Source organism: Brevundimonas lenta (assembly GCF_014196335.1).
GTDB classification, from domain to species: domain Bacteria; phylum Pseudomonadota; class Alphaproteobacteria; order Caulobacterales; family Caulobacteraceae; genus Brevundimonas; species Brevundimonas lenta.
This window is the reverse complement of sequence record NZ_JACIDM010000002.1, coordinates 954,649-980,694: the sequence shown is the minus strand read 5'-3', so window position 1 is coordinate 980,694 and position 26,046 is coordinate 954,649. Positions and strand designations below refer to the sequence as shown.

Below are 26,046 nucleotides of genomic sequence, written 5' to 3'. Positions count from 1 at the left end.
CATGGACATGAGCGACTCCCGCAGAGATGTCGAACAAACGGCGCTGGCGTGGCTGGCGCGCGTCAACGATCCTGACTTCGACGGTTGGGACGCATGGGAGGCGTGGCTGGCGGCGGATCCGCAGCACGCCGAGGTCTATTGGCGGTTCGCCGAGACCGAGGCCGAGGTCGTCGACGGCCTGGCCGCGCGGCCTGTGGATGAATCTGTGGGTAGTCCGCTTCCGGTTTCTGCGGCGCGGCGCCGGCGTGCCTCGGGCCGCCCGGGCGTGACCCGGCGTTGGGTTCCGCTTGCGGCGGCGGCTGCGGCGGTGGTGCTGACGGCCGGGCTATGGACTGCGTGGCTGCAACGGCCGCAGACCTGGACGGTGGAGACGCGGGCGGGAGCGCATCGGAGCCTGACGCTGGCGGACGGCAGCGAGATCCATCTGGACGGGGCGACCCGGGTCACGCTCGACCGCCGGAGGCCGCGCCATGCGGTGCTGGATCAGGGGCGCATCCTGGTCGAGGTGGTCCATGACGACCGGCGTCCGTTCCAGGTCGCGGTCGGCGATGCGATGCTGACGGACCTGGGCACGGCCTTTGACGTCACCCGGACCGCGGACGGGCTGCGGGTGGATGTTTCGGAGGGCGTGGTTCGCGTCGATCTGGACCGCCAGGCGGTCACGCTGCGGGCCGGGGAGGGGATCGAGGCCGTCGATGGCGCCGTGGAGCGGCGGACGGTCGCGCCCGGAGATGTGGGGACCTGGCGCGAAGGCCGGCTGGTGTTCCGGAACGAGCGGTTCGACGTGGTGGCGGAGGATCTGTCCCGGGCGCTTGGCGTGCCGGTGGCCGTCGATCCTGCGATCGCGGGCAGGCGCTTCACCGGCAGCCTTGCCGCGGAGGGAACGCCGGAGGTTCTGCGGGGCCGGCTCGAACTTCTGATGGGGGTCTCGGTCGTCGAGGACGGCGTCGGGTGGCGATTGCAGGCGCGAACCCGCGAGTGACGTTTCCGGCCGTAGTGGCGGCGGCGGCCATGGTCTGGGTCCAGCCGCCCCCGCAATCCTTCGACATAGCGGCGGGCTCCACGCTGGAGTCCGTGAACCGTCTTGCGGCGCAGGCCGGCGTCGATGTGGTGGTGACGGCCGATCTGACGGGCCGCCGAAGCCCGCGCGTACGTGGCCGGATGCCGGTCGAGACGGCGTTCGAGCAGATTTTGGGGCCGGCCGGCGCGCGCGCTGTGCGCCTCGGCGACCGCGCCTATCGGATCGAGACCGCCCCCCCTCCGCCAGTTCGGCGCGCGCCCGCTGTCGCGGCGCCGGTAGAACCCACGGAGCTGGAGAGCGTCGTCGTCACCGCTCCGGTGCGGCGCGGGGGGATCGACGGCGCGAACGGCGCCTCGCCGATCGACTCCGCAGCCCTTGAGAGGGCCGAAGGCCGGCCGGCCAGCGACGCCGTCGCGGATCTGACGGCTACGGTGGACTCGACGCGTCAGGGACCCGGCCGGAACAAGCTGTTCATCCGCGGGGTGGCGGACTCGGCCTTCAACGGGTCGATGCAGGCGACGGTGGGTCAGTATTTCGGCGATCTGCGCCTGACCTACGGCACGCCCGATCCCGACCTGACCCTTGTCGACGTCCGTCGCATCGACGTGTTCGAGGGGCCGCAAAGTTCGCGCTTCGGCTCGGGTTCGATCGGCGGGATCGTGCGCATGGAGCCTGCGCCGGCCGAGCCAGGTGAAACCTCGACCTGGATGTCCACCGGGCTGTCGGCGACGTCCGGAGGTGCGCCCGGGGGCGATGTGGCCCTGGTCATGAACCGGCCGTTGGGTGACGCCGCAGGCGCGCGGCTGGTCCTCTATGGCCGGCGGGACGGGGGCTTTCTCGAGAATCCGGTCCGCGGCGTCAGCCAGGCGGACGCCGTTGAGACGGTCGGGGCGAGGGCCGCGGTCCGGTGGTCGGGCGAGGCCTGGACGGTGGATACGGTCGCGCTCGCCCAGGGGATCAGCGCCCGCGACGCCCAGACGGTCAACACAACCGCCAAGGGTCTGGATAAGACCCGTCGCGTCGCCGAGCCCTATGACAGCGATCTGGCGCTCGTCGGACTGGTCGCCAGTCGACGATCCAGCGGCATGCGGTTCACCTCGGCGACCAGCATTTCCCGTCAGGTGCTGGAGGAGAGGTTCGACGCGACCTCGCCCTCCAACCCGACGCCGGCGGCGGTGGATCGTCGCCAGACCGTGGTGGCCCTGTCCAGCGAGGCCCGATGGGAGCTCTACGGCGAAGGTCTCTGGTCCCTGAACGGCGGGGCGGCGCTGGCGGCGGGCGAGACCCGCTCGATCCGCGCCCGCAAGGTGCTGATCGGCGACGTCCCGCCCGAGGCGCAGGTCGATGTCCGGCGACAGTTCGCGGAAGGGGCCCTGTTCGGAGAGCTGGTGGCCGCGCCGGCGGACGACTGGCGCTTCGCCATCGGCGGGCGGCTGTCGATGGTGCGCGCGGTGCACGAAGCGCGATCCGTGGGCTTCGGGCAGGACCTCGCCCGGTCGCGTCCTCCACGGACGGAGGCGCACCTTTCGCCGACCTTCGCGGCGCGATGGACCAGCCCGTCGGGCGCCCAGGTGTTCGCGCGGCTGGAGCAGGGCGTGAGGCCGGGCAGCGTCAGCGAGACGCGAGGCAGTCTCGAACGCTATCGATCGGATCGGGTCACCTTGCTGGAAGCCGGGGTCCGGACGCCGGACGGTGATCGCGACTGGACGCTGGAGGCGTCGGCGGGCCAGCTGGACTGGCGCAACATCCAGGCGGACACCATCACCCAGGGCGGCGACCTGGTCACGGCCAACATTGGCGACGGCTTCGTCCGCTTCGTGCAGGCCCGCGGCTCGTGGTTTCCCAACGAGGCCTTCTCGCTGTCTGGCGGCGTGTTCCTGAACGACAGCGAGGTGACGCTGGCCGGGCCGAACGTCATCGGCGTGGAGGGCGGGCCGATCCCCAATGTGGCGCGCGCCGGAGCCCAGATGAGCGTCGACTATGTCTACGGTCGTGTGGCCGGCCTGCCGCTGCGGCTCGGCGGCGACGTTCGCTATGTCGGCGAGTCACGGCCGGGTCTGGGGCCCGGGCTGGATGTGGCCCAGGGCGACTATGTCCTGATGGACCTCGCCGCGCGGCTGGGCGACGAGCGGGCCGCCTGGAGCCTGCGGATCTCAAATCCGTTCGACGCCGGGGGCATCCGCTACGGCGTCGGCTCTCCTTACCAACTCAGCGAGCCGCAGGGCGCGCCTCTGCGGCCGATGACCGTGCGGCTGGGCTTCGAGGCCGCTTTCTGAGCACCGCCGAAAAAACTTCCGCCGAAGCGTAAGGCGGCGTCCGCCCGGCGGCGTCATCTCTCCGTAGGACCGTGATTTCGGACCGCCCGGCCGTTCGCCGGGCACCGGGGGAACTGACCATGACATTCATCGGCCGCCGCGCCTGCGGTTCTGGCCGACCCAGGATCGATCCGCGGGCCCCTCCCTCGCTCGCGCTTCGTAGCCCCGTATGCCCACACCCCCTGTTGGTATGCGGGCGGAGCCACCGTCCCAAGGACGGTGGCTCTTTCTTCATCAGCATCGTTCGCCCGAGGCTCCGATGTTTCCGCTCTACCTCCCCGGCATCGATCCGCCGCCACAGCCGCCGGTTCAGCACCGGCGGCTGTCGATCCGACAGTTTTGTCAGGATATGCTGAGGAGCGCGGTTTCAGGCGGCCTCGTCCGGCCGGCAACGCGACGCGCGCGCCCAGGCGCCGGGGGTCGTGCCGAGGGTCCGGTTGAACAGGCGATGGATATGGGAGGTGCTGACGCCCAATGTCGACGCGAGAGCGCGGGAGGAGAGCGGGACCTCGGCGGCCTGGATCAGGGCGCACGCCCGCGCCACCAGAGCCTGATCGCGAACGACCGCTGAAGGCTGCTCGGGATGGCAGCGGCGGCAGGGGCGAAAACCTGTCCGCCGGGCTTCGTCGAGGGTGTCGTGGAAGCGGATGTGCTCTGGACGGGCCCGCCTCGAGGGGCAGGTCGGCCGGCAGAAGACGCCGGTGGTCACCACTGAGTACCAGAACCGGCCATCCGCGTGCGGCGCCCGGTCGTAGATCTGGGAAAGGCGATTGTCGGCCGTTTCCGGCCAGGTTGATGAAGTCTCGGCTCGCGCCACACGCAACTCCTGCGAACACGTCCCCCCTCAGAGAGACGCCGTGGAGCGGCGGTTGCCTTGTCCGGGCGTGCGCGATTCTGCGCCTGAAATGAAAGAGGCCACCGTCTTTCGACGGTGGCCTCGCCCCGCGCGCCGTCGGGGAGGCGGGTTTGTGCGCGGGGGCGTGACGCGCGATCCGGGGATCGCGCGCCCTGTCATGCATCAGAAGCGGTAGCGGGCCCCGATCCGCACGCCGCCGCCGCTCTGGCCGTCGCCGAAGCGGCCCTCGCCCTGGACGTAGGTCTCCAGGCCGTTGCCGATCTCGTACTGTACGCCGAGCTGGGCCCGGGCCCAGGTCGATGATCCGCCCAGTTGAACCGTGTCCGACTCGTCCTTGCTGTGCAGGACGCCGGAGGAGTCCGCGTCGAAGTCGTGGACCGCCTCGAGGCCCGCCGACCAGGTCACCGCGCGCCCTTCCGCCAGTTCCTGCCGCGACAGGGCCTGACCGCCGAAGCGCGCGGACAAGCCGTTCCGGTCCTCGAACGAGACCGACTGTTTGAGCACGTTGAGGTCGTCGAGGGTCGAGCTCAGATAGTCGAGACCGACGGTCGGCTCGAAGGCGATGCTTCCGAGGTGGAAGCGATAGCCGGCGGCGACCTGGACGCCCCAGCTGAGGCCGTCGATATCGGCCTCGAAGCCGCCGGCGTTGTCGTCGATCTCCAGCTCATGCTGGTCGACCTTGATCAGGCCGGTGGCGAACAGGTTCTGGACCCGCCAGGCGCCATAGGCGCCGCCGTTGATCGTGCGCATGTCGACCTTCTGGCCGCCGTCGTCGAACGTCAGGGTCGAGTCGACATAGCCGCCCGTCAGACCGAAGGACGCCTGGCCGCCGAACATCGGTCGCGCGCCCAGCGAGACGCCCATCTGGCCGCCGACCAGCTCCTGCTCGTAGTCGAGGGCGAAGGCGGGATCGTCGCCTTCGCGTTCGATCATGGAGCCGTGGGCCTGGGCCCAGACGCGGCCGCGATCGCCGCCCGAGGCGCGGGCCATCGCCTGTTCGGCGTTGAAGGCGTCAGCCGAAGCGCGCCAGGCCGAGACGAGGCCTTCGCCCGCGAGAACGCTCTGGTAGACCGACTCCCCGGCGGACGAGTCCAGCATGTAGGCGTTGGTCTTGCTGTCGAAGGTGAGGCCGTACCGGACCAGACCGACGTCGGCGTCTGCGAGCGTGAAGGCCCCGGCGGCCGAGCCCTGGCCGACGGTGATCAGACGCAGACTTTTGTCGAGCAGGGTGGCGTCTTCCGGTTTGGTCTGCAGGACGATGGAGGTCTTGCCGCTGGCCACGCCCTGGACGACGAGGCTGTCGACGGCGGTCGGACCGACGTCCAGCGCAAGGCGGGCGTCGCCGGTGGCGGCGTAGGCGCCGCTGAGGGTCAGGGTGTCGCCGGCGCGCTCGTTGCGCAGATCGATCAGGCCGCCCTCGTTGGCGAACCGCTCGAGGCCGAGGAAGGAGATGTTCAACGGTGCGGCGGCCTTGCCGAACAGGACCGTGCCGCCCTTGTTCGTGAACAGGTCGGTCCCGGTTCCGAAGTCGTTGTTCGCCGTGACCACCTGGGTCCCGGTGTTGACGACCTGGTCGTCGCCGTCGCCAAGGATCAGGGAGCCCTCGATACGACCGCTGTTGTTGATCATCGCCGTGCCGCTGGTGACGCGGATGGCGGCGCCGGTTCCGGCGCGGATGACGCCGGCGTTGTCCAGGGTCGCGATGCCGGGCGAGGCGGGGGCCAGAACGCCGGGCTCTTCCGGCAGGGGTTCTTCGGGCGGCGGAGTCCAGGGACCGACGGCCGAGAGGACGAGGGCGTCGCCGGCGCCGGTGACCACGGCGGTCTTGGCGACGGTGACGTTGACGTTTTCGGCGGTGACGCGGATCGCCGCCTCGCCGCCGCCGGACACGGCGCCGTTGAGCTTGATGGTCGAGTCGCCGCGGGCGTCGACGATGATCGCCTCCGCCTGTTCCGAAGTGATGTTGTCGGCTTCGATGTCGACGGCCCCCAGGCCCTGGACGCGAATGCCGACGGCGCCTTCACCGCCCACGACGATCTTGCCGGCGCGGATGGTGATGTCGTCGCTGAAATCGCCCGGGGCGGCGGGCGCCACGGGAGCGGCGGCGGGACCGCGCGGGCGGACGGCGGCGTCATCCGGCGTCGAGCCGATGATCATGCCGTCCTGGGGCATGGCGATGTTGATGCCGTGGGCGTTGTCGCCCTCGGTCGTGATCGAGGCCGCGACGATGTCGATGCTGCGGTCGTTGGCGGCCGAGAAATCGGCCCAGGCCGAGAAGACGTCGATGCCGATGGCGCTGACGCCGGTAGTGCGGATGTCGGCGGCGGCGATCGAGGTGTGGCCCGCCGTGGCGGCCATGATGCCGTAGGCGTAGTCGCCCGAGGTCTGGATCACGCCCTGGGCGGTGATGTTGGCGGTTCCCCGCAGGACGGTGGAGATTACGCCGTATGAACTGCCGCCCCTGGTCGTGACGTCGCCGACGACGAGATTGAGATCGCCGGTGCGGACCCGGGTCGAAACCGCTGCGGACAGTTCGCCCTCGGTGAGGACCTCGCCGACGGTGAGGGTCAGGTCGCCCTCGTCGGTGCCCGAGCGTACGCCGAGGGCGCTGAAGCCGGAGGTGTGGACCTTGTCGACCACGACCAGGCTGTCGCCGTATCGGGAATAGGTGGTCACCCCGTCCGCGAATTCGCCGTAGGTGCGCGTGTCAGCGACTGCGACGTCGGCATTGCCGACCGCGACCACCGACACGGCCGTGGCGTGGGCGCCTTTGGTCTCGATGGAGCCCGCCCGCAGGACGGCGTCGCCGAAGGTGACCAGACCGTAGTCGAAATTGCCGGCGATCATGTTCACGCCGACCGAGCCGTAGCCCGAGGTCTTGACGGAATCGACGGTCACGCTCGCGCCGGCGCCGCCGCCGACGACCAGGCCGATGCCGCCGTCACGCAGGGTTTCGACGGAGCCCACCTTGACCGTGGTCTGACCGGTTTCCGAGACGGCCCAGAGGCCCCAGGCGTCGCGGCCCTCGGTCCGGGTCGACCCGATCGTCACATTGACGTCGCCCGTCAGGCTGGTGGCGATGACGGCGTCGCTGATCGCACCGGTGGTAAGGACCTGGCCGACGTTGACGGTGACATCGCCGTCCTGGCTCTGGGCCGCGATGCCGATCGATTCATCGCCGAAGGTGCCGACGGCGGCAGCCGTCACCGTGGTCGAGCCCGTCTCGCTGTAAGTGACGATGCCATGGGAGACCGGGCCTTCGGTGACGATGGTGCCGGCCGTCACCGAGATGGGGGCGGAGGTGGTGACGCCGACGACGCCGTGGGCCGCGTAGTCGTTGGTGAAGATGTCGCCGACCTCGATGGTCAGCGGCTCCTCGTCCGGCGGCGCATCCTGGGCGGCAGCCAGAGCCGGAAGAGCGGAAAAGGCGAGAAGGGCGACGGCGGCGGCGCCGGTCTGCAGGGCCGTTCGCCGCGACCTGCTGGTTACGGCGAAGGCGGGTACGTTACGCATAAGCTACTCCCCAGAATGATCCGACCACGGGTCGGACGGGCCGCCTGTGCGGCTCCTCGGGGGATGACGCCGTCTGCTGCGAGCCGCCTTACGGCCCGGTGAAATTTTCTCCGGCTACGGTTGAAGCGGCTACCGCCGGGGGAGGGGCCGAACTCCGCACGGGGATGGGGTGATCACCTGATAGTCCGCAAATGTGGGGACACCTAATATCGCAACAACCTCCGATGCTTGGCCGTACGAGCGGGACGTCGTTGCGTGGTGAAAATGCGCCCTCTGCGATCCTATTTCCTGTGCAGTTCAGCGCTGATGGTCGTCCGAAAACTGAAGCCGGCGCTCGCCGGCGGCCGACCTGAAACGCCCGCGCTCAACCGGCATTTGCGCGCCACGGCTCTCGGCTCACTGGCGCTGCTCGCCAGCGCCGCGCCGGCCCTGGCCCAGACGGCGCCCGGAGGCCTGCCCTCCGGCGGCGCCTTCATTCGCGGCGAGGGGGTTATCGGCCAGACCTCGCCGACCACCCTGGGGATCACCCAGTCGTCGGACCGGGGCGTGATCGACTGGCGCGCGTTCTCCATCGCCACCGGCCACCAGGTGAACATCGACAACGGCCAGGGGGCGACGCTTAACCGGGTGCTCGGCGGCCAGATTTCGCAGATCGAGGGCATGCTGACCTCGACCGGCTCGGTCTATCTGATGAACCCCAACGGCGTGATCGTCGGCCCCGGCGGGCGGGTCATCACCAACGGCAATTTCGTCGCTTCAACGCGCGAAATGAACATCGACGCCTTCATGGCAGGCGGCCCGCTGGCCGCGGCGGGACGCTCGGACGGCGCGATCGTGAACAGGGGCGAAGTCATCTCGCGCGAAGGCAGCGTGGTGATGATCGCGCGGTCGGTGACCAACAGCGGCCTGATCTCGGCGCCCCAGGGGCGGGTGACGCTGGCGGCGGCGGACGACGTCCTGCTGACGACCACCGACGGTGATGCGAACGGCATTTTCGTCTCGGTCGGATCGGGCGGCGGCGACATCACCCAGGAGGGCCGCATCCAGGCGGCGGCGGTGGCGCTGCAGGCGGCGCACGGCAACATCTTCGCCCTGGCCGGCAACCGTGAGGGCCTGATCCAGGCGACCGGGACGGCGACGATCGACGGCCAGCTGTGGCTGACCGCGCCGGAGGGCTCGGTCGAGGTCGAGGGCCGGCTTGTGGCGGCTGACGCCGACGGGACGGGGGGAGAAGTCCTGATCAACGGGCGCGATGTCCGTATCGCCTCGTCGGCGCATGTCGCGGCGACCGGATCGGCGGGCGGGGAAGTCCTGATCGGCGCGTCCGGCTTCGGAACCGGTGAAGAGCTCGCCGACCACACCAGCATCGAGTCCGGGGCGACGATCCTCGCCGGCGGTCCCTCCGGCGGAGGGCGTATCGAGACGTCCGGGCGCGACATGTCGATCGGCAGCGCTACGATCCTCGCCGGCGACGGCGGCGAATGGCTGCTGGACCCGGACGACCTGATCATCGATGCGCCGGCGGCGTCGACCATGACCACGGCGCTGAACGCCGGCACGGACGTCACCCAGGCCACCACGGCGGGCGGGGTCGGCGGGGTGGGCGACATCACCGTCGCCGCGCCGGTGGTCTGGACCGGCGCGGGGGACCTGACGCTCAACGCCTTCCGCGACGTGGTCGTGAACAGTCCGATCTCGGGCGGGGGAGGCCTGACGCTGATCGCGGGACGCAACGCGCTGGTGGGCGCCGCCGTCTCCGGCAGCACGGTCAACGTCACTGCGGCGTCCCTGCTGCGCATCGCCGCCATCGGGCAGATCAGCAGCGCGGGAAATATCCGACTGACGACCGGGACGTTCACCAACCTGAGCGGCGCGGACGCCCTGGCTTCAAGCGGCGGCAACTGGCTGGTCTATTCGGCCAACCCCGCCAGCGACGTCACCGGCGGTCTGGTCCCCGACTTCTATCAATACAATGCGGCCGCCGGGGCTGCTCCAGCCGCGGCCGGCGACGGCCTGCTGTACAGCATCGCGCCCAGCGTCAGCTTCACGCCGGGCACGGTGACGCGACCCTATGACGGGACCACGGTTGCGATCCTCAACGAGACCAACACGACGGTCACCGGCCTGATCAACAACGACGACTTTCTCCTGGACGGCCAGTACGCGACGAAGAACGCCGGGACAGGCATCAGCGTCACCGCGACCAATTTCCGCGCCACCCATAACGGCATTCCGGTCTTCGGCTACCTGGTCCCGACCCCCAGCGTCACGGTGAACACCGGTGTGATCACGCGCGCCTTGCTGACCGCCTCGATCGTCGGCAACCCGACCAAGACCTACAACGCCAGCACGACTGCCACGCTGACCGCAGCCAATTATTCGCTCGCGGGCGTGGCGGCGGGCGAGACCATCACGATCAACGGCGCGGCCACGGTTGCCTACAACTCCCCGAATGCCGGGGCGAGGACGGTCAACGCCACCTTCACGACGCCGAACTTCACGCTCGGCGCCGGCGTCGACCTCAACAACTATGTCCTGCCGACCACCGCCACGGGCGCGGGCCTGATCAACCAGGCGCCGCTGCAGCTCACCAACCTGACCGCCAACAGCCGGGTCTACGACGGCACTACCGTCGCCACCCTGAACACCGCAAACACTGGCCTGTTCGGCATCGTGACGGGCGACACCGTCACGCTCAACTCTGCCGGAGCCGTCGGGATTTTCGCAACGAGGAACGTCGGGACCGGGATTGCGGTCACGGCCTCCGGCTTCACCCTGGCCGGCGCTTCGGCCGCGAATTACACGCTGGTTTCGCCCCCGGGACTGTCGGCGAACATCACCCCGGCGACGCTCAACGTCCTGAACCTGCTGTTCAACGACAAGGTCTATGACGGCACGACCATCGCCACGCCGGTGCCGGGATCGGCGACCGTATCCGGTCGGATCGCCGGCGACGCGGTCACCATCTCGACAGCCGGCGCCAGCATCAATTTCGTCGACCGCAACGTCGGCCAGAACATTCCCATCACCGTCAGCGGTCTCTCGCTGGCGGGCGCCGACGCCGGCAACTACGTGATCGGCCTGCCGCCCGCCTCGCTCACCGGCAACATCCTGCCCGCCCCGCTGTTTGCGGCCATCATCGGCAATCCGACCAAGGTTTACGACGCGACGACGACCGCAATACTCGGCGCGTCGAACTACATTCTGACCGGCTTCGCCGCCGGCGAGGGCGCCGTCGTGACCCAGACGGCGGGCGCCACCTACAACTCGCCCAACGCAGGCACGCGGCTGGTGTCAGTCCAGGTCACGCCGCCGGACTTCGTCGCCAATCCCGGCACCTTGCTGTCCAACTACATCCTGCCGACCAGCGCGTCGGGCCTCGGCACGATCAACCCGGCGCCGCTGTTGATCGCCATCATCGGCAATCCCACCAAGGCCTATGACGGCAATGCGATCGCGTCGCTCGCGCCGGGCAATTTCCTGACGCTCGGCTTCCTGGCAGGCCAGGGCGCGACGGTGACGCAGACCCAGGGTCTGTACGCCTCTTCGGATGCGGGACTCTGGACCGTCACCGCCGACGTCGGCGTCGAGAACATGGTCCCGAACGGCGCGACATTGTTGTCCAACTACATCATCCCGGCGACCGCTGAGGGGCCCGGCACCATCACACGCCGCGATCTCGGCCCGTTGGTGCTGTTCGCCGCGATCACGGGCAATCCCACCAAGATCTACGACGGCAACACGATCGCGACCCTGACGCCGGAAGACTACACCATCGACGGCTTCCTCGCCGGCGAGAGCGCCATCATCACCGAGACCGTCGGCGAGTACGACGATCCGAACGCCGGCCTGCACACCGTGCTGGTCCTCCTGACGCCGGACGACTTCCTGGCGGGACCGAACACCAATCTGGACAACTACAACCTTCCGGATCAGGCCACCGGCATCGGCACCATCCTTCGGGCTCCTTTGACAGCCGCCATCATCGGCAACCCCACCCGGGTCTACAATGGATCGACTTTCGCCCAGCTGACGGCCGCCAACTACAGCTTCACCGGACTGGTTTCCGGCGAGACCATCACCGTCCTGCCGCAGGTGGCCGGCGCCTACGATAGCGACAACGCCGGCGCCCGCACCGTCACCGCCGAGTTCGGGGCGACCAGCTTTTCCGCCGGAGCGGGGACGCGCCTGGTCAACTACATCCTGCCGACCGAGGCGGTGGGGCCGGGAACCATTACGCCCGCTCCCCTCCTGATCATCGGCGCCAGCGCGATCAGCCGCGTGTATGACACGACCAATGTCGCCCAGCTGAACCTGGCGAACGCCGATCTGTTCGGCGTGGTCGCGGGTGATATCATTACGCTCAACACCTCGGGCGCGAGCGCCACCTTCGCGACGCCGAACGTCGGAACGAATATCGCCGTCACCGCAACCGGGTTCTCGTTGTCAGGACTGGGCCTGTCCAACTACCAATTGTTCCAGCCCACCGGTCTGTTCGCGAACATCACGCCCAAGGGGGTGTCGATCCTGAACGTCCTGGCGCAGGACAAGGTCTATGACGCCACCACTGCGGCGATCCTGAACCTGGCCGGGGCGAGCCTCTCCGGGGTCTTCGCCGGCGACACGGTCGGCTTCAGTTCGGCCAGTGCGGCGGGGACGTTCCAGCAGTCGAACGTCGGCGTAAACCTGAGCGTCGCCACCAGCGGGTTTTCGCTGACCGGCGCCGATGCGGGCAACTACACGCTCAGCCAGCCGGGCGGGCTCGTCGCCGACATCACGCCCCGGCCGCTGACCGGCCTGATCATCAACAATCCGACCAAGACCTACGACGGGACGACGCTGGCCTCCCTGGCGGCGGGGAATTTCGCCCTGACCGGGTTCGTCGCCGGCCAGGGCGGGCGGGTCACCCAGGCGTCGAACCCGCAATACGCCCTGGCGGACGCCGGCACGCGCATCGTGACGGCGAACCTCGTGGTTTCCGATTTCGTCGCAAACGCCGGAACCAACCTGGCCAACTATCTGCTGCCCACCAGCATCCAGGGGCCGGGGACGATCAACCGGGCGACGCTGACCGCGCAGATCATCGGCAACCCGACGCGGGTCTACAACAATACGACCGTGGCGACGCTCACCAGCGCCAACTACCTGCTGAGCGGATTCGTCGGCAGCCAGGGCGCCACCGTCACCGAGACCGTGGGGGCCTATAACAGCCCCAATGTCGGCAGCCGGACGGTCACCGCCACGCTCGCCGCCAACGACTTCACCGGCGTCGGCGCGACCAACCTCGCCAACTACATACTGCCGGTCAGCGCCTCCGGCGCGGGCACGATCACCCCTGCCAGCGTCAACGTCATCAACGTCACGGCGCTGAACAAGATCTACGACGGCACCACCGTCGCCCAGTTGAACACGCTGCTGGCGTCGCTTGCGGGCGTGTTCGCGGGAGACGCCGTCAATGTGGTGTCGACGGGCGCGACCGGCACGTTCGCCACGCGCAACGTCGGCCTCGACATTCCGGTCACCGCCACCGGCTTCACCATCGCGGGCGCCGACGCCCTCAACTACACCGTCGTGCAGCCGACGGGCCTGTTCGCAGACATCGCCCAGGCCCAGCTGACCGTGGCCTCGGTCACCCGGGTCTACAACGCCGGCGTAAACGTCCCGACGGTCAACAGCGCCTACACCCTCGGGGGCGTGTTCGGATCGGACAACGTGTTCATCAACGCCGCCGGCATCGGCGGTTCGTACGACAACAAGAACGTCGGCACGGGCAAGCTGGTGAACCTGACGGGCGTCGCGCTGGGCGGCACGGACGCGGCCAACTACCTGATCAATCCGATCGTCATCAACGCGCCGATCGGGGTCATCACCCCGGCCACGCTGAACATTATCGGCGTCCTGGCGGCGGACAAGGTCTACGACCGCACCACCCTGGCGACGCTGATCAACGGCGGAGCCGCTCTGTCGGGGGTCCTGGGCGTCGACAATGTCGTCCTCAACACGACGGGGTCGAGCGGAACGTTCAACGACTTCAATGTCGGCCAGAACAAGCCAGTCACCGCCATCGGCTACACGGTCACCGGGGTCGACGCCGGCAACTACACCCTGGTCCAGCCGCAGGGCGTGACCGCCGACATCACGCCCCGACCGATCACCCTGACCTCGGTCCTCCGCGTCTACACCGGCGACTTCACCCTGCCGACCGCAGCCTCGGGCTACGGCTTCACCGGCGTGCTCGCCGGTGACACGGTGACAGCCAATGTCGCCGGCATCACCGGCGGCTACGCCACCCGGGATGTGGCCGGGACCCTGGCCGGCGGCGTGGTCACCAACGGCATCAGCGTCAACATCGCCGGGCTCAGCCTCAGCGGCGCCGGCGCGGGCAACTATTCGATCGCTCCGACCGTCGTGGGCCAACCGATCGGCGTCATCACGCCCAAGGCCCTGACCGCCGCCATCGTCAACAATCCGACCCGGACCTACGACCGGACCACCAACGCCCTGCTAGCGGCGCTCAATTTCCAGCTGACCGGCTTCGTCGCCGGCCAGGGCGCGACCGTCACCGAGACGGTCGGCCAGTACAACAGCATCAACGCCGGTGCGCGGACCGTCACGGCGGCCCTGGCGGCGATCGACTTCACGCCCAACGCCGGCACCCTGCTGACCAACTACATCCTGCCGACCTCGGCTTCCGGACCGGGGACGATCAATCCCGCGCCGCTGACCATCGCCGGGGTCCTGGCCACCGACCGGGTCTACAACGGCACGACCCTCGACGTTCTCAACGTCGGCTCCGCATCGCTGGTCGGCGTCTTTGCGGGCGATACGGTCGCCCTCAACAGTGCGGGCGCGGTCGGCAATTTCGCCACGCCCGACGTCGGTCTGAACAAGCCGGTCACGGCGACGGGCTTCGCCCTGCTGAACAACCCCAACGGCAACTACATTCTCAGCCAGCCGACGGGCCTGTTCGCCGATATCACCGCGGCGCTGCTGAACCTGGTCAGCGTGACCCGCGTCTATACGGCGGGCACCGAGCTTCCGACCGCATCCTCCGCCTATGTGCTGGGCGGTTTCGTCGCGGGCGACGACGTCTCGGTGAATACCGCGAACATCGCCGGGAACTACCAGTTCAAGAACGTGGGCACGGGTATCAATGTGACCCTGACTGGCCTGGCGCTGGGCGGGGCGGACGGCGGCAACTACTCGATCGCCAACTCGCTCACCAACGCTCCCATCGGCGTGATCACCCCGGCCACGGTCAGCCTGATCAATGTCGTCGCCAACAGCCGGCCGTATGACGGGACCACCAATCTGACGCTGGACAACAGCGCGACTGCGATCGTCGGCCGGCTGGGAACGGACGTCCTCGGCGTGAACTCCGCCGGATCGACCGCCAGCTTCCCGTCGGCCAATGTCGGCAGCTACCTGGTCGACGCCTCGGGCTATGTCCTGACCGGGGCCGACGCGCCCAACTACATCCTGACCCAGCCCACGGACCTGTCGGCCTCGATCACGCCGGCCCAGCTGACGGCCTTCATCATTGGCAACCCGACGAGGGTCTACGACGGTACGACCCTCGCCACCCTGACGACCGCCAATTTCGCCCTCTCCGGCTTCGCCCCCGGAGAGGGCGTCGCCGTCACGCAAACGGGCGGGAGATACGCCTCGCCCGATGCCGGCGTCCGCGTCGTGACCGCGGTCCTGGACGCCAACGACTTCTCCCCGAACAGCGCGACCCTGCTCAGCAACTACATCCTGCCGACCACGGCGGCGGGGCCGGGGCGGATCAACCCGGCGGCGCTGACAGCCGCCATCATCGGCAACCCGACCCGCATCTACGACGGGACCAATGTCGCAGCGCTGACCTCGGCGAACTACCAGCTGACCGGCTTCATCGCCGGGCAGGGGGCGACGGTCACCGAGACCGTCGGCGCCTATTCCTCGCCCAACGCCGGCGCGCGCACGGTGACGGCGACCCTGGGCGCCGACGACTTCACGGCCACCGGTCCGACCCTGCTGTCGAACTATGTGTTGCCGACCACCGCGTCGGGCGCCGGGACGATCAATCCGAAAGCGTTGATCGCGACGATCATCGGCAATCCGACCCGGGTCTATGACGGCACGAACATCGCCTCTCTGACCTCCGCGAACTTCGCGCTGACAGGCTTCGTCGCAGGACAGGGTGCGGTCGTGACGGAAACCTCCGGCCTCTACAGCTCGACGCACGCCGGGCCCCGCACAGTCACCGCGACGCTCGCCACCGGCGATTTCACGGCGGCCGACGGCTCGACCCTGCTGTCGAACTACATCCTGCCGACCGGCGCGACGGGCGCGGGCACGATCGATCGGAGGACGGTCGCGGCCGCGATCATCGGCGATCCGACCCGCGCCTACGACGGGACCACGGTCGCGGATCTGACCGCGGCCAATTTCTCGCTGTCGGGGTTCGTCGCCGGCGAGGGCGCGTCCGTGACCGAGACGGTCGGGACCTACGCCGATCCCAACGCCGGACCGCGCACGGTGTCGGCGACCTTGGCGCTCACAGACTTCTCTCCCACCGGTGTGACCTTGCTGTCGGACTATATCCTGCCGACGACGGCGCTCGGCCAGGGCCACATCGACCAGGCGACGCTGACCGCATCGATCATCGGCATCCCGACCCGCATCTATGACGCGACAACGGTCGCCGTTCTGACCCCCGCCAACTACGCCCTCGACGGTTTCGCCGCCGGTGAGGGCGCGACGGTCACGCAGACGGCAGGGACCTACGCCTCGCCCAATGCGGGCCTTGAGCTGATCACCGCCTTCCTCGCCGCGGGCGACTTCACCGCGGGCGGCGGAACCCTGCTGTCCAACTACATCCTGCCGACTTCGGCGACGGGCATGGGCGAGATCAGCAAGGCGCCGTTGACGCTGGCGATCGTCGGCGATCCGACCCGCCTCTACGACGGCACGCGCATCGCCAACCTCACCCCGGCCAACTACGCCTTCACCGGCTTCGTCGCCGGCCAGGGCGCCGTCGTCCTCGAAACCCGGGGATTCTACGACTCGTCCAGCACCGGACTGCGGAATGTCTTCGTCGCGCTGGGCAGCGCCGATTTCGCGGCCAACAGAAACACCCTCCTGACCAACTACGAACTCCCGCTGACGGCGACCGGCACGGGGCACATCAATCCCGTCGCCCTGACGGCGGCCATCATCGGCACGCCCACGCGAGTCTATAACGGGACGACCCTCGCGACCCTGACCTCCGCCAACTTCTCCCTGACCGGCTTCGTGGCGGGCGAGAGCGCGACGGTGACCGAGACGGTCGGGAACTACGCCACGCCCAACGTCGGCATCCGGCAGATCACGGCCGCGCTCGACAGCGGCGACTTCATCGCCGGCGGCGGCACGTCCCTGGGCAACTACATCCTGCCGACGATCGCGACGGGTCCGGGCCGGATCACGCAGGCCATGCTGACGGCCGCCATCATCGGCAATCCGACGCGCGCCTACGACGCCACCAACATCGCCAACCTGCTGCAGAGCAATTTCCTGCTCACCGGCTTCGTGGCGGGCGAAGGCGCCGTCGTCACCGAAACCCTGGGGATCTACGCCTCTCCCGATGCCGGGGTCCGGTCGGTGACCGCCGCGCTGGAGAGGAGCGATTTCTCCGCCAATGCCGGCACCTTGCTGGCGAACTACATCCTGCCGACCAGCGCGACGGGCTTCGGCACGATCGACCCGCGCGCCCTGAACGCGGCGATCATCGGCAACCCGGCCCGCGTCTATGACGGGACCTCTTTCATCGGCCTGACATCGGCCAACTTCAGCCTGACCGGCTTCGTCGCCGGCCAGGGCGCGGTCATCACCGAGACAACCGGCGCCTATGACTCGCCCAACGCCGGGCCCCGGACCGTTTCCGCGGCGCTCGACAGCGGCGACTTCTCCGTGACCGGCACGACCCTGCTGTCGAACTACATCCTGCCGACCACCGCCTCCGGTCCGGGCCGGATCGACCGCGCGGCGCTGGCGGTCGCTCTCGTCGGCAATCCGACGCGCGGCTACGACGGAACGACGATCGCGGCCCTGACGTCGGGGAATTTCGCGCTGACCGGCTTCGTCGCCGGAGAAGGAGCCGGGGTCACCGAGACCGTCGGCGCCTACGACTCTCCCAACGCCGGACCCCGCACGGTGACGGCGTCGCTGGACGCGAGCGACTTCGCACCGGTCGGCGGCACGCTGCTGACGAACTACATCCTGCCGACGAGCGCGACGGGCCCCGGGCAGATCAATCTGGCGGCGCTGACGGCCATCCTGACCGGCGTGTCCCGGACCTACGACGGCACCACGCTCGCGGTCCTGAACCCCGGGAACTACGTCCTGAGCGGGTTCGCGAGCGGGGAGGGCGCCGTCGTCACGGAAACCGTCGGCCTCTTCGCCTCGCCCAATGCCGGCGACCGCACGGTGACCGCCGCGCTCGAAGCCGGTGACTTCACCGCCACCGGCGGAACCGTCCTGTCCAACTATGTCCTTCCGACCAGCGCGATCGGAACAGGCCGCATCGATCCGGCGCTCCTGAACGCATCCATCATCGGCAGCCCGACGCGGATCTACGACGGCACGACCCTGGCGACGCTGACCTCCGGCAATTTCGCCCTGAGCGGTTTCATCACCGGCGAAGGCGCCACGATCACGGAGACTGTGGGAACCTATGACTCTCCCAACGCCGGGGTGCGGGTGGTCACGGCGGTTCTGGGCGGTGAGGATTTCGCCGCCAACGCCGGCACCCTGATGTCGAACTACGTCCTGCCCGCCAGCGCCACGGGCCCCGGCCAGATCGACCAGGCGGCGTTGAGCCTGGCCCTCATCGGCGTGACACGCACCTATAACGGCACGGCCGTCGCCAACCTGACCCCGACCAATTTCGCACTGACGGGCTTCATCCCCGGCGAGGGGGCGCTCGTCACCGAGACCATCGGCACGTTCGCCTCGCCGAACGCCGGCGTGCACGACGTGGTGGTCGTCCTCGATGCGACGGACTACGCGCCGACCGGCGCCACCCTGATGAGCAACTATATTCTGCCGACCGGCGTGACGGGCCTTGGCGAGATCACCCGCGCCCTGCTGACCGCCAGCATCGTCGGCAACCCCACGCGCGTCTACGACGGGACCGCGGCTGTGGCGCTGACGTCCGGCAATTTCCAGATCGACGGCTTCGTGGCCGGCGAGGGCGCGCTCATCACGGAGACCGCCGGCCTGTACGACTCGACCAACGCCGGGTCGCGCACGGTTACGGCCACGCTCAGCGCCGATGACTACGTCGCCAGCGGCGGCACGCTGCTGAGCAACTATGTGCTGCCCGTCACGGCGTCCGGCCCGGGGACGATCGACCGGGCGACGGTCACGGTCTCGATCACCGGCAATCCGACGCGGGTGTACGACGGCACGATCGATGTCGCCCTGACGTCGGACGATTACACGGTGACCGGCTTCATCCCGGGCGAGGGCGCCTTCATCACCGAGACCCGGGGCGTCTACGACGATCCGGACCCTGGAGAGCGGCTCGTAACCGCCTTCCTGGGCCTCGACGATTACAGCGTCACCGGCTCCACCCTGTTGTCGAACTACAATCTGCCGACCACGGCGGAGGGGCCGGGCGAGATCACGCCCCTGCCCAATCCGGATTGCACGATCAGCTTCATCGACAACTGTCTGCCGGTCGGTCCGTCGGCCTTCCTCGCCTACGGGCGGATCACCACCAACCCGCGCTTCTACATCCCTTATCCGGTCGAGGGTCTGTACGCGGCCCATACAAACGGCTTTGGCGGCGCCCCGACGACGACCGAGGCGGTCGGGTCGGAGCTGGTCGGGCCGAACGAGATCGCCGTCGATGGAGGATTGCCTGTGATCAACTCGACTGAAGGCATCCTGCTGCAGGGCGCGCGCGGGAAGCGATGGACGATCCGCTTCGCGCCCCGGCCGACCGAAGTCTCGCTCGGTGGGCTTCAGCCGTGACGGCGATGCGAGGTCGCAGCTGGATCGTCGGTCTGGGCGGCGCGGTCGCCCTCGGCATGGGAGCGCCGGGTCTGGCGTGGGCGCAGGATTTCGAACGGGTGGCGCCCAAACCGCCCCCTCGCACGCCCGTCCCCGAAGTCTCGGCGCCGCCGACCCCGGAGGCCGTCTCCGGCGATCAGACGGTGATGGTGCCGCAGCTGACGGGCCTGGTCTTCGTCGACGGGATCGGCGCGCTGCAGACCGATGGCGTCGATCCTGCGGGACTGACCGATGGAGTCTACACCGCCAGTCTGCCGCTGCTGTCCGACCCGGAGTTTCTTGATCGGATCAGGCCATACCTCGGCCGTCCTCTCACCCGTAGCGATCTCGACCGCATCACCGGCCTGGTCAGCGAGACCTACCGCGCCGCCGGCCATCCGTTCATCGAGATCAGCGTGCCGCCGCAGAACGTTCAGTCGGGCGTCATCCAGATCGTCGTCACCGAGTACCGCGTCGGCGAGGTTCGGGTCGAAGGCAACGAGTATTTCTCTGACGACGTCATCCTGCGGATGGGCGACCTGCGGCGCGGCGAGACCCTGACGCTGCCGCGCCTCCGTACGGCCGTTGAGCGTTTCAATGAGAACCCGTTCCTGTCGATCGACGCCGTCGTCGAGCCCGGGGCGGAGACGGGATACACGGACGTGGTGCTGCAGGCCGAGGACCGCAGTCCGGCCCGCGTCTATGTCGGCTACGACAACCAGGGCGTCCCGACGCTCGGCCGGGACGAGTGGTATATGGGCGCCAACTGGGGCAACGCGTTCGGCCAGGGCTCGGTCATTTCGTACCAGTTCACGCGCAGCTTCACCGGCGAGTATTTTTCGCATTCGGCCAGCGCGGTGATCCCGATGCGGGGCGGCGACAAGGTTCTGCTGTTCGGGGCCTATTCCGAGCAGTCGCCCGACCTGGGCTTCCTGTTCGACAGCGAGGGGCAGTCCGGTCAGGCCAGCGTCCGCTACGTCCACAACCTCCCGGATTCCGGACCGGTTTCGCAGAGCCTGCAGATCGGCTTCGACTACAAGCGGGCCGACAGCAACCTGGAGTTCTTCGGCTTCCGCATCCTCGACACCGCCGTCGAGGTCGCCCAGTTCCCGCTGGTCTACAATCTGTCCGCCACCGACCGGTGGGGCCAGACGGACGCCGAGAACGTCCTCGTGCTCTCACCGGGAGACATGACCTCGCACAACACCACCGAGGACCTGCGTCAGCTGGTTCCGGGCGTGAACGCCACCTACCTCTACGACCGGCTGTCGGTGACGCGGACGACCTTCCTGCCCGGAAACGCCACCTCGCTCACCCGGGTGATGGCGCAGCTGTCGACGGGCAATCTGCCCTACAGCGAACAGATCGGCGGCGGCGGCATCGGCAGCGTGCGGGGCTATGACACCAACTCCGCGCTGGGCAGCGAAGGCATCCTGTTCACCCAGGAGTTCCGGGCGCCGCCGATCAATGTGCCGCGGATGTTCGACGGCGCGCCGGGGACCGACTGGCTCCAGTTCGGCGTGTTCTGGGACTTCGCCTATCTGAAGCAGGACCGCGTCTTCCCCGACGTGCCCAACACGGACAAGCTGTCCAGCATCGGCATCAACGCCCACTACAACGTCGGCCGCTATTTCAATCTGCAGCTGGAGCTGGGCCACCAGTTGCTGAAGGCGCCGTTCGCGCAAGACCGGGAAACCCGGCTGGCGATGATCATGACGCTGAGCTTTTGACGAGGCCTTCGGTCAGGCGTGAGGGGCAGCTGTATCCGTTCAGTTTCCTGAACAAACACAGCGGCCGGTGGCGGAGAGGGTGGGATTCGAACCCACGGTACCCGTAAAGGCACGCCGCATTTCGAGTGCGGTACATTCGACCACTCTGCCACCTCTCCGCGGGGCCGATGCGCTTTGGTCGAGCGAGCGGCTTCTCTAATGGGGGAGGGCGTGCGCCGCAAGCGGCGAAATGACGAAAATCGTCAGCGCAGGGCAGGAAGCGGAAGGCCGAGCGCCTCGCCGGTCGAGAGGTCGCCGTCGATGACGCGGAAAAGTTCGGCGGGACGGCCTCCGGTGGCGGATGAGAGGCGGCCCGTGGCCTCGACCAGGCCGGTGCGTTCGACGCCGCGGCGGAAGTTCTGTTTGTGGAGCGAGAGGCCGGCGACGGCTTCGGCGGCGGCCTGGAGGCCCGAGAGGGTGAAGGTCTGGGGCATCAGGTCGAAGAGGACCGGGCGGTATTTCAGCTTGCTGCGCAGACGGCCGAGGCCGGTGGCGAGGATGCGGCGGTGGTCCGAGACCATGGGCAGGCCGGGGGCGACGTCGGGCGTGGGGCGGTCGAGGTCGCGGGAGGCCTCGGCGACCATGCCGGCTTCGTAGAGGAGTTCGTAGCGGTCGAGGACGCGGCCCTCGTTCCAGCGCTGGCCGGCGCCGGTGGCGAAGAGGCTGTCGATGCGGGCGAGGCGGCGGGCGTCGCCGGCGGCCCAGGCGCGCAGGCTTTCGAGGAGCGGAGCGATCGAGGCGCCGGCGCCTTCGCGGCGGTCCTCCCACGGGAAGAAGTCGAGGACGGGCGTCCAGCGGGCTTCCGACAGGGGGGCGTCGGCGGAGTCGGCGGTGAGGGCGAGGTAGCCGACCGAAACCTCGCGGTGGCGTTCCGGGCCGGGGGTGGCGCGGGGACTGGCGCGGCCGAGGTCGCCGAAGGTGTAGAGCTGCTCGACGAAGCCGAGGCGGAAGCCGGTCTGGGCGGTCACGAAGGCGCGCAGCGCCAGTTCGAAGGTGCGGTCGCGGGTGGGGTCGAAGGGGCCGAAGGGCAGGGCGGCGGAGCCGTCGTCGCCGGTGGTGGTCAGGACGCAGGCCTTGCCGTCGCGGAGCGCGATGACGACGGCCGACAGACCGATGCGAACGCCCTGTTCCCCCGCTGCGCCCATGCCTACTCCGTGTGCCAGGCGTCGGCGGGAGCGATGAGGCCGACGGCCTCGGCGAGGACGCGGTAGCGCTCGAGATAGCGCTGCTGGGCGATCGGGGCCGGCAGGGGCTCGATGACCAGGTCGTAGCCGGCGGGCGGAGCGCCGAAGAAGCCGAGGGACTCCTTCTTCGTGAAGCCGGCCAGCTGGGTGGCTTCGAAATAGGCGCAGGCCTTGTCGGCCTTCTTGATCAGCGTCTTGATCGCGACCGGCGACTTGGGCGGCAGGCCGAAGCGGACGTGGATGGCGCTTTCCAGACGGGCCTCGAAGGCCTTGTAGTTGACGCCCAGGGCGGATTTGAACGGCGAGATCATGTCGCCGATGACGTATTCCGAGGCGTCGTGGAGCAGGGCGGCGAGGCGCCATTTGGGCTCCAGGCCCGGCTTGATGTGGGCGGCGATCTCCTCGACGACGCAGGAGTGCTGGGCGACCGAGAAGGCGTGCTCGCCGATGGTCTGGCCGTTCCAGCGGGCGACGCGGGCGAGGCCGTGGGCGATGTCCTCGATCTCGATGTCGAAGGGCGAGGGGTCCAGCAGGTCGAGGCGGCGGCCGGACAGCATGCGCTGCCAGGCGCGCGGGGCTTTCGATGAGGATCGGGGCGTGACGGCCAAGACGGTATCCAGTTCGAATGGCCGGACGTCGTGACCCATCGGGGCGGCTCGATCAAGGGTTGGAGGCGGTTATTCCCCGACGTTGAGCGACACGAGCGCCTTGGCGTCCTCGGTGACGCTGTCGCGGTTGCGGTCGCGCGAGCGGATGGTGGCGATAACCAGCGGGCCGCCGACGGGGCCGCGGGCCTCGTAGCCGACCATGCGCCAGCCCTCGGGGGACGGGCGGTTGTCGGTCAGGATCCAGCTGGCGCGGGTGGCGTCGCCGGAGGCGCTGGCGCGGACCTCGGCGCTGTCGTCGCGGGCGCGGACGCTGACGCTGTCGCCGTTCTCGCCGCCCTCGATGTCGACCGTGCCGGTGGAGTCGTTGGCGTCGATATGGAAGCCGCCGATGCGGACGCTGGCCTGGTCGCCGCGGGTCTCGATATGCATGCCGGGGAGGCGGACGGTGGCGTCGTCGCCCTCGGCCTCGATGTTCACGCCGGGGGCGCGAACCGAGGCGCGGTCGCCGGAGCGGGCGGCGGCTTCGGCTTCCTGGGCGGCGACTTCGGCCTCGGCCCGGGCGCCGTCGGCGGTGGCGCGGGCGCGATCGGCTTCGGCGCGGGCCTTGTCGGCCTCGGCGGAGGCGCGCAGGCCGGCGACGGCCTGGGGCAGGTCGGCGGACAGGCGGGTTTCGAAGGCCTGGAGGACGTCGGACGGCTTCTGGTCGTTGAGGGGCACCAGTTGCAGGATCACTTCCGCGCCGCGCGGGCCGACGTATTTGCAGACCGTGCCCTCGGACGAGGCAGAGCCCTTGCGGGTCAGCGAGCCGATGGTCTGCGGGCATTGCAGGGCGTCGACGACCTTGAGCACGCCCTTGGCGTCCTCGTCCGAGCTGTGGCTGGACGTGATGCGCACCGACTTGTCGCCGTCACAGGCGGCGGTCAGCGCGGCGACGGCGCACAGGGTCGGAATCAGGATCAGTCGAAGCGACATAGGAGAAATAGTCCTTTTCACACCCTTATCCTGCGCCCTGACGGAGGCAATTCCAGTGAAATCGCGGTAACCGCAGTGACCAAAGCTGATCAGCGATAAGGCACGCATACGACCGAGGTCCGCAGCGCGGCCCGGCGCCCTGCGGCGCCCTGGCGAATTTCATGGGGTCCCCCCGGACTCACGCCGATGAAACTGCACAGAATCGACGGCCGCGTCACCCCCGCGGTCAGCTTCCCGGGCGGGCGCCCTCGCGGCGGCCGAGGAAGGCGAGGCGCTCGAACAGGTGCACGTCCTGCTCATTCTTCAGCAGGGCGCCGTGCAGCGGCGGGATGAGCTTGTTGGGCGACTTCTCGCGCAGGGTTTCCGGATCGACGTCATCGACCAGCAGAAGCTTCAGCCAGTCGAGGAGTTCCGAGGTCGAGGGCTTCTTCTTCAGGCCCGGCGTGTCGCGGATTTCGTAGAAGGTCTTCAGCGCTTCGGAGACCAGGCGCGGCTTGATGCCGGGGAAGTGGACCTCGACGATGGCCTTCATGGTCTGGTCGTCGGGGAAGCGGATGTAGTGGAAGAAGCAGCGGCGCAGGAAGGCGTCGGGCAGCTCCTTCTCGTTGTTCGAGGTGATGACGACGACGGGGCGGACCTCGGCGCGGATCGTCTCGTCCGTCTCCTGGACGTAGAACTCCATGCGGTCGAGTTCCTGCAGCAGGTCGTTGGGGAACTCGATGTCGGCCTTGTCGATCTCGTCGATCAGCAGGACGGGGCGGACGGGGGAGGTGAAGGCCTCCCACAGCTTGCCCTTGCGCAGGTAGTTGCGGACGTCGTGGACCCGCTCCTCGCCCAGCTGGCTGTCGCGCAGGCGGCTGACGGCGTCGTATTCGTACAGGCCGTTGTGGGCCTTGGTGGTCGATTTGACGTGCCAGGTGATGAGCGGAGCGTTCAGGGCGCGCGCCATCTCATAGGCGAGGACGGTCTTGCCGGTGCCGGGCTCGCCCTTGATCAGCAGCGGCCGCTCCAGCGCCACGGCGGCGTTGACGGCGATCTTCAGATCATCGGTGGCGATATAGTTCGAGGTGCCCTCGAACCGGTCGCTGGCGCGGGTCATGGCGGCTCCGGGTTGTGTTTGAAAACGCTTATCGAACGCCGCCGGGGCAGACAACGGGGATGTGGGCGTGCGTCGGCGCTCTCGCCAGCGGAGCCGGCGAGATGAGGGGAAGGCGCGGGGCGTCCGGGCCTCGCCCGGTGCTTTGATAGATTTACCGTTTCGACGAAGCTGGCCGCCCCGCGTGGTCGTTGGCTTCACGCGCTCTCCGGCTGGCGGCTCTTGTCGGGCCTTACCGGATCATCCACCGTCGCCATTGCTGACGCCGGCGCGGGTGGGACATCGGCTGAGCCAGCGGTCCGCACCGAAGCGCGTGGCGAGCAAGCGGACAGCATCCATCACTATCCGACGAGGACCCCCGGACTACCCTTCGCCCAGGCTTCATCGCTCGACCACAGCCCGTCGTCGTCGAGAAGCGTGGATCCGACGCCCTCCCCATCGACGGGATGCGGGGATTATGCGGCCGGTGGATACCTCGCTGCGTAGAGGGAATTTAGGCGGGGGAAGTCAGGGGGTTGGCGAAAAGAGTTCGGGAATAGCCGACAGACTCCTTCCCCCATTTCGGGGGAAGGTGGGCGGCGGAGCCGCTCGGATGGGGGCTCTGTCCGCGTCGAAACTGGCGGGAGCCCGGTCGCCATCGGCAGCCCCCATCCGGCCCTCCGGGCCACCTTCCCCCGTAAAGGGGGAAGGGGCT

The 26,046-nt window shown here is 68.9% G+C and carries 10 protein-coding genes and 1 tRNA gene; 4 read left to right on the top strand and 7 right to left on the bottom strand.

What is annotated here, in order from left to right; all coding sequences use genetic code 11:
• The first annotated feature begins 7 nt into the window (after positions 1-7).
• Both GGR12_RS12340 and GGR12_RS12335 read left to right on the top strand, forming a co-directional pair.
• On the top strand, positions 8-982 hold the full coding sequence (locus tag GGR12_RS12340; RefSeq protein ID WP_183204681.1) for a FecR family protein: 975 nt from the start codon (positions 8-10) through the stop codon (positions 980-982).
• Positions 979-3,297 (top strand): TonB-dependent receptor plug domain-containing protein, encoded by a 2,319-nt coding sequence (locus GGR12_RS12335; RefSeq protein ID WP_183204680.1) that lies wholly within the window; start codon positions 979-981, stop codon positions 3,295-3,297. Before GGR12_RS12340 ends, GGR12_RS12335 begins: the two co-directional genes overlap by 4 nt.
• Before the next feature lie 406 nt (positions 3,298-3,703).
• On the opposite strand, the gene GGR12_RS12330 is transcribed toward GGR12_RS12335, so the two are convergent.
• Both GGR12_RS12330 and GGR12_RS12325 read right to left on the bottom strand, forming a co-directional pair.
• Positions 3,704-4,153, bottom strand: coding sequence for an Ada metal-binding domain-containing protein (locus GGR12_RS12330; protein ID WP_221212322.1), 450 nt, complete (start codon positions 4,151-4,153; stop codon positions 3,704-3,706).
• Between the two features lie 201 nt (positions 4,154-4,354).
• Entirely contained in the window at positions 4,355-7,705 is a 3,351-nt protein-coding gene (locus GGR12_RS12325; RefSeq protein ID WP_183204678.1) for an autotransporter domain-containing protein, read from the bottom strand.
• A gap of 264 nt (positions 7,706-7,969) precedes the next feature.
• Here GGR12_RS12325 and GGR12_RS12320 point away from each other — a divergent pair, with 264 nt between their 5' ends.
• Together GGR12_RS12320 and GGR12_RS12315 are read left to right on the top strand one after the other, a co-directional pair.
• Positions 7,970-19,705 carry a YDG domain-containing protein gene (locus tag GGR12_RS12320; RefSeq protein ID WP_183204677.1) on the top strand — a complete coding sequence of 3,912 codons (11,736 nt, stop codon included), beginning with the start codon at positions 7,970-7,972 and terminating at the stop codon, positions 19,703-19,705.
• A 5-nt stretch (positions 19,706-19,710) separates the two neighbouring features.
• Positions 19,711-21,453, top strand: a complete 1,743-nt coding sequence (locus tag GGR12_RS12315; RefSeq protein WP_246328914.1) for a ShlB/FhaC/HecB family hemolysin secretion/activation protein — start codon at positions 19,711-19,713, stop codon at positions 21,451-21,453.
• A 68-nt stretch (positions 21,454-21,521) separates the two neighbouring features.
• On the opposite strand, the gene GGR12_RS12310 is transcribed toward GGR12_RS12315, so the two are convergent.
• From GGR12_RS12310 to GGR12_RS12290, 5 genes are all read right to left on the bottom strand, one after another.
• Positions 21,522-21,611 (bottom strand) — tRNA-Ser (locus GGR12_RS12310).
• Between the two features lie 84 nt (positions 21,612-21,695).
• On the bottom strand, positions 21,696-22,637 hold the full coding sequence (locus GGR12_RS12305) for an NUDIX hydrolase (RefSeq protein ID WP_183204675.1): 942 nt from the start codon (positions 22,635-22,637) through the stop codon (positions 21,696-21,698).
• Between the two features lie 2 nt (positions 22,638-22,639).
• Positions 22,640-23,233 carry an HD family hydrolase gene (locus GGR12_RS12300; protein ID WP_246328913.1) on the bottom strand — a complete coding sequence of 198 codons (594 nt, stop codon included), beginning with the start codon at positions 23,231-23,233 and terminating at the stop codon, positions 22,640-22,642.
• Between the two features lie 120 nt (positions 23,234-23,353).
• On the bottom strand, positions 23,354-24,256 hold the full coding sequence (locus GGR12_RS12295; RefSeq protein WP_183204673.1) for a methyltransferase type 11: 903 nt from the start codon (positions 24,254-24,256) through the stop codon (positions 23,354-23,356).
• A 226-nt stretch (positions 24,257-24,482) separates the two neighbouring features.
• Positions 24,483-25,355 carry an AAA family ATPase gene (locus tag GGR12_RS12290; protein ID WP_183204672.1) on the bottom strand — a complete coding sequence of 291 codons (873 nt, stop codon included), beginning with the start codon at positions 25,353-25,355 and terminating at the stop codon, positions 24,483-24,485.
• Between the last annotated feature and the right edge of the window lie 691 nt (positions 25,356-26,046).

What these genes read in the sequence shown, in the direction of transcription:
- GGR12_RS12340 (WP_183204681.1), top strand. Translation starts at nt 8, where the DNA reads ATGAGCGACTCCCGCAGAGATGTCGAACAAACGGCGCTGGCGTGGCTG.
- GGR12_RS12325 (WP_183204678.1), bottom strand. Translation starts at nt 7,705, where the DNA reads ATGCGTAACGTACCCGCCTTCGCCGTAACCAGCAGGTCGCGGCGAACG.
- GGR12_RS12320 (WP_183204677.1), top strand. Translation starts at nt 7,970, where the DNA reads ATGCGCCCTCTGCGATCCTATTTCCTGTGCAGTTCAGCGCTGATGGTC.
- GGR12_RS12315 (WP_246328914.1), top strand. Translation starts at nt 19,711, where the DNA reads ATGCGAGGTCGCAGCTGGATCGTCGGTCTGGGCGGCGCGGTCGCCCTC.
- GGR12_RS12305 (WP_183204675.1), bottom strand. Translation starts at nt 22,637, where the DNA reads ATGGGCGCAGCGGGGGAACAGGGCGTTCGCATCGGTCTGTCGGCCGTC.
- GGR12_RS12300 (WP_246328913.1), bottom strand. Translation starts at nt 23,233, where the DNA reads ATGCTGTCCGGCCGCCGCCTCGACCTGCTGGACCCCTCGCCCTTCGAC.
- GGR12_RS12295 (WP_183204673.1), bottom strand. Translation starts at nt 24,256, where the DNA reads ATGTCGCTTCGACTGATCCTGATTCCGACCCTGTGCGCCGTCGCCGCG.
- GGR12_RS12290 (WP_183204672.1), bottom strand. Translation starts at nt 25,355, where the DNA reads ATGACCCGCGCCAGCGACCGGTTCGAGGGCACCTCGAACTATATCGCC.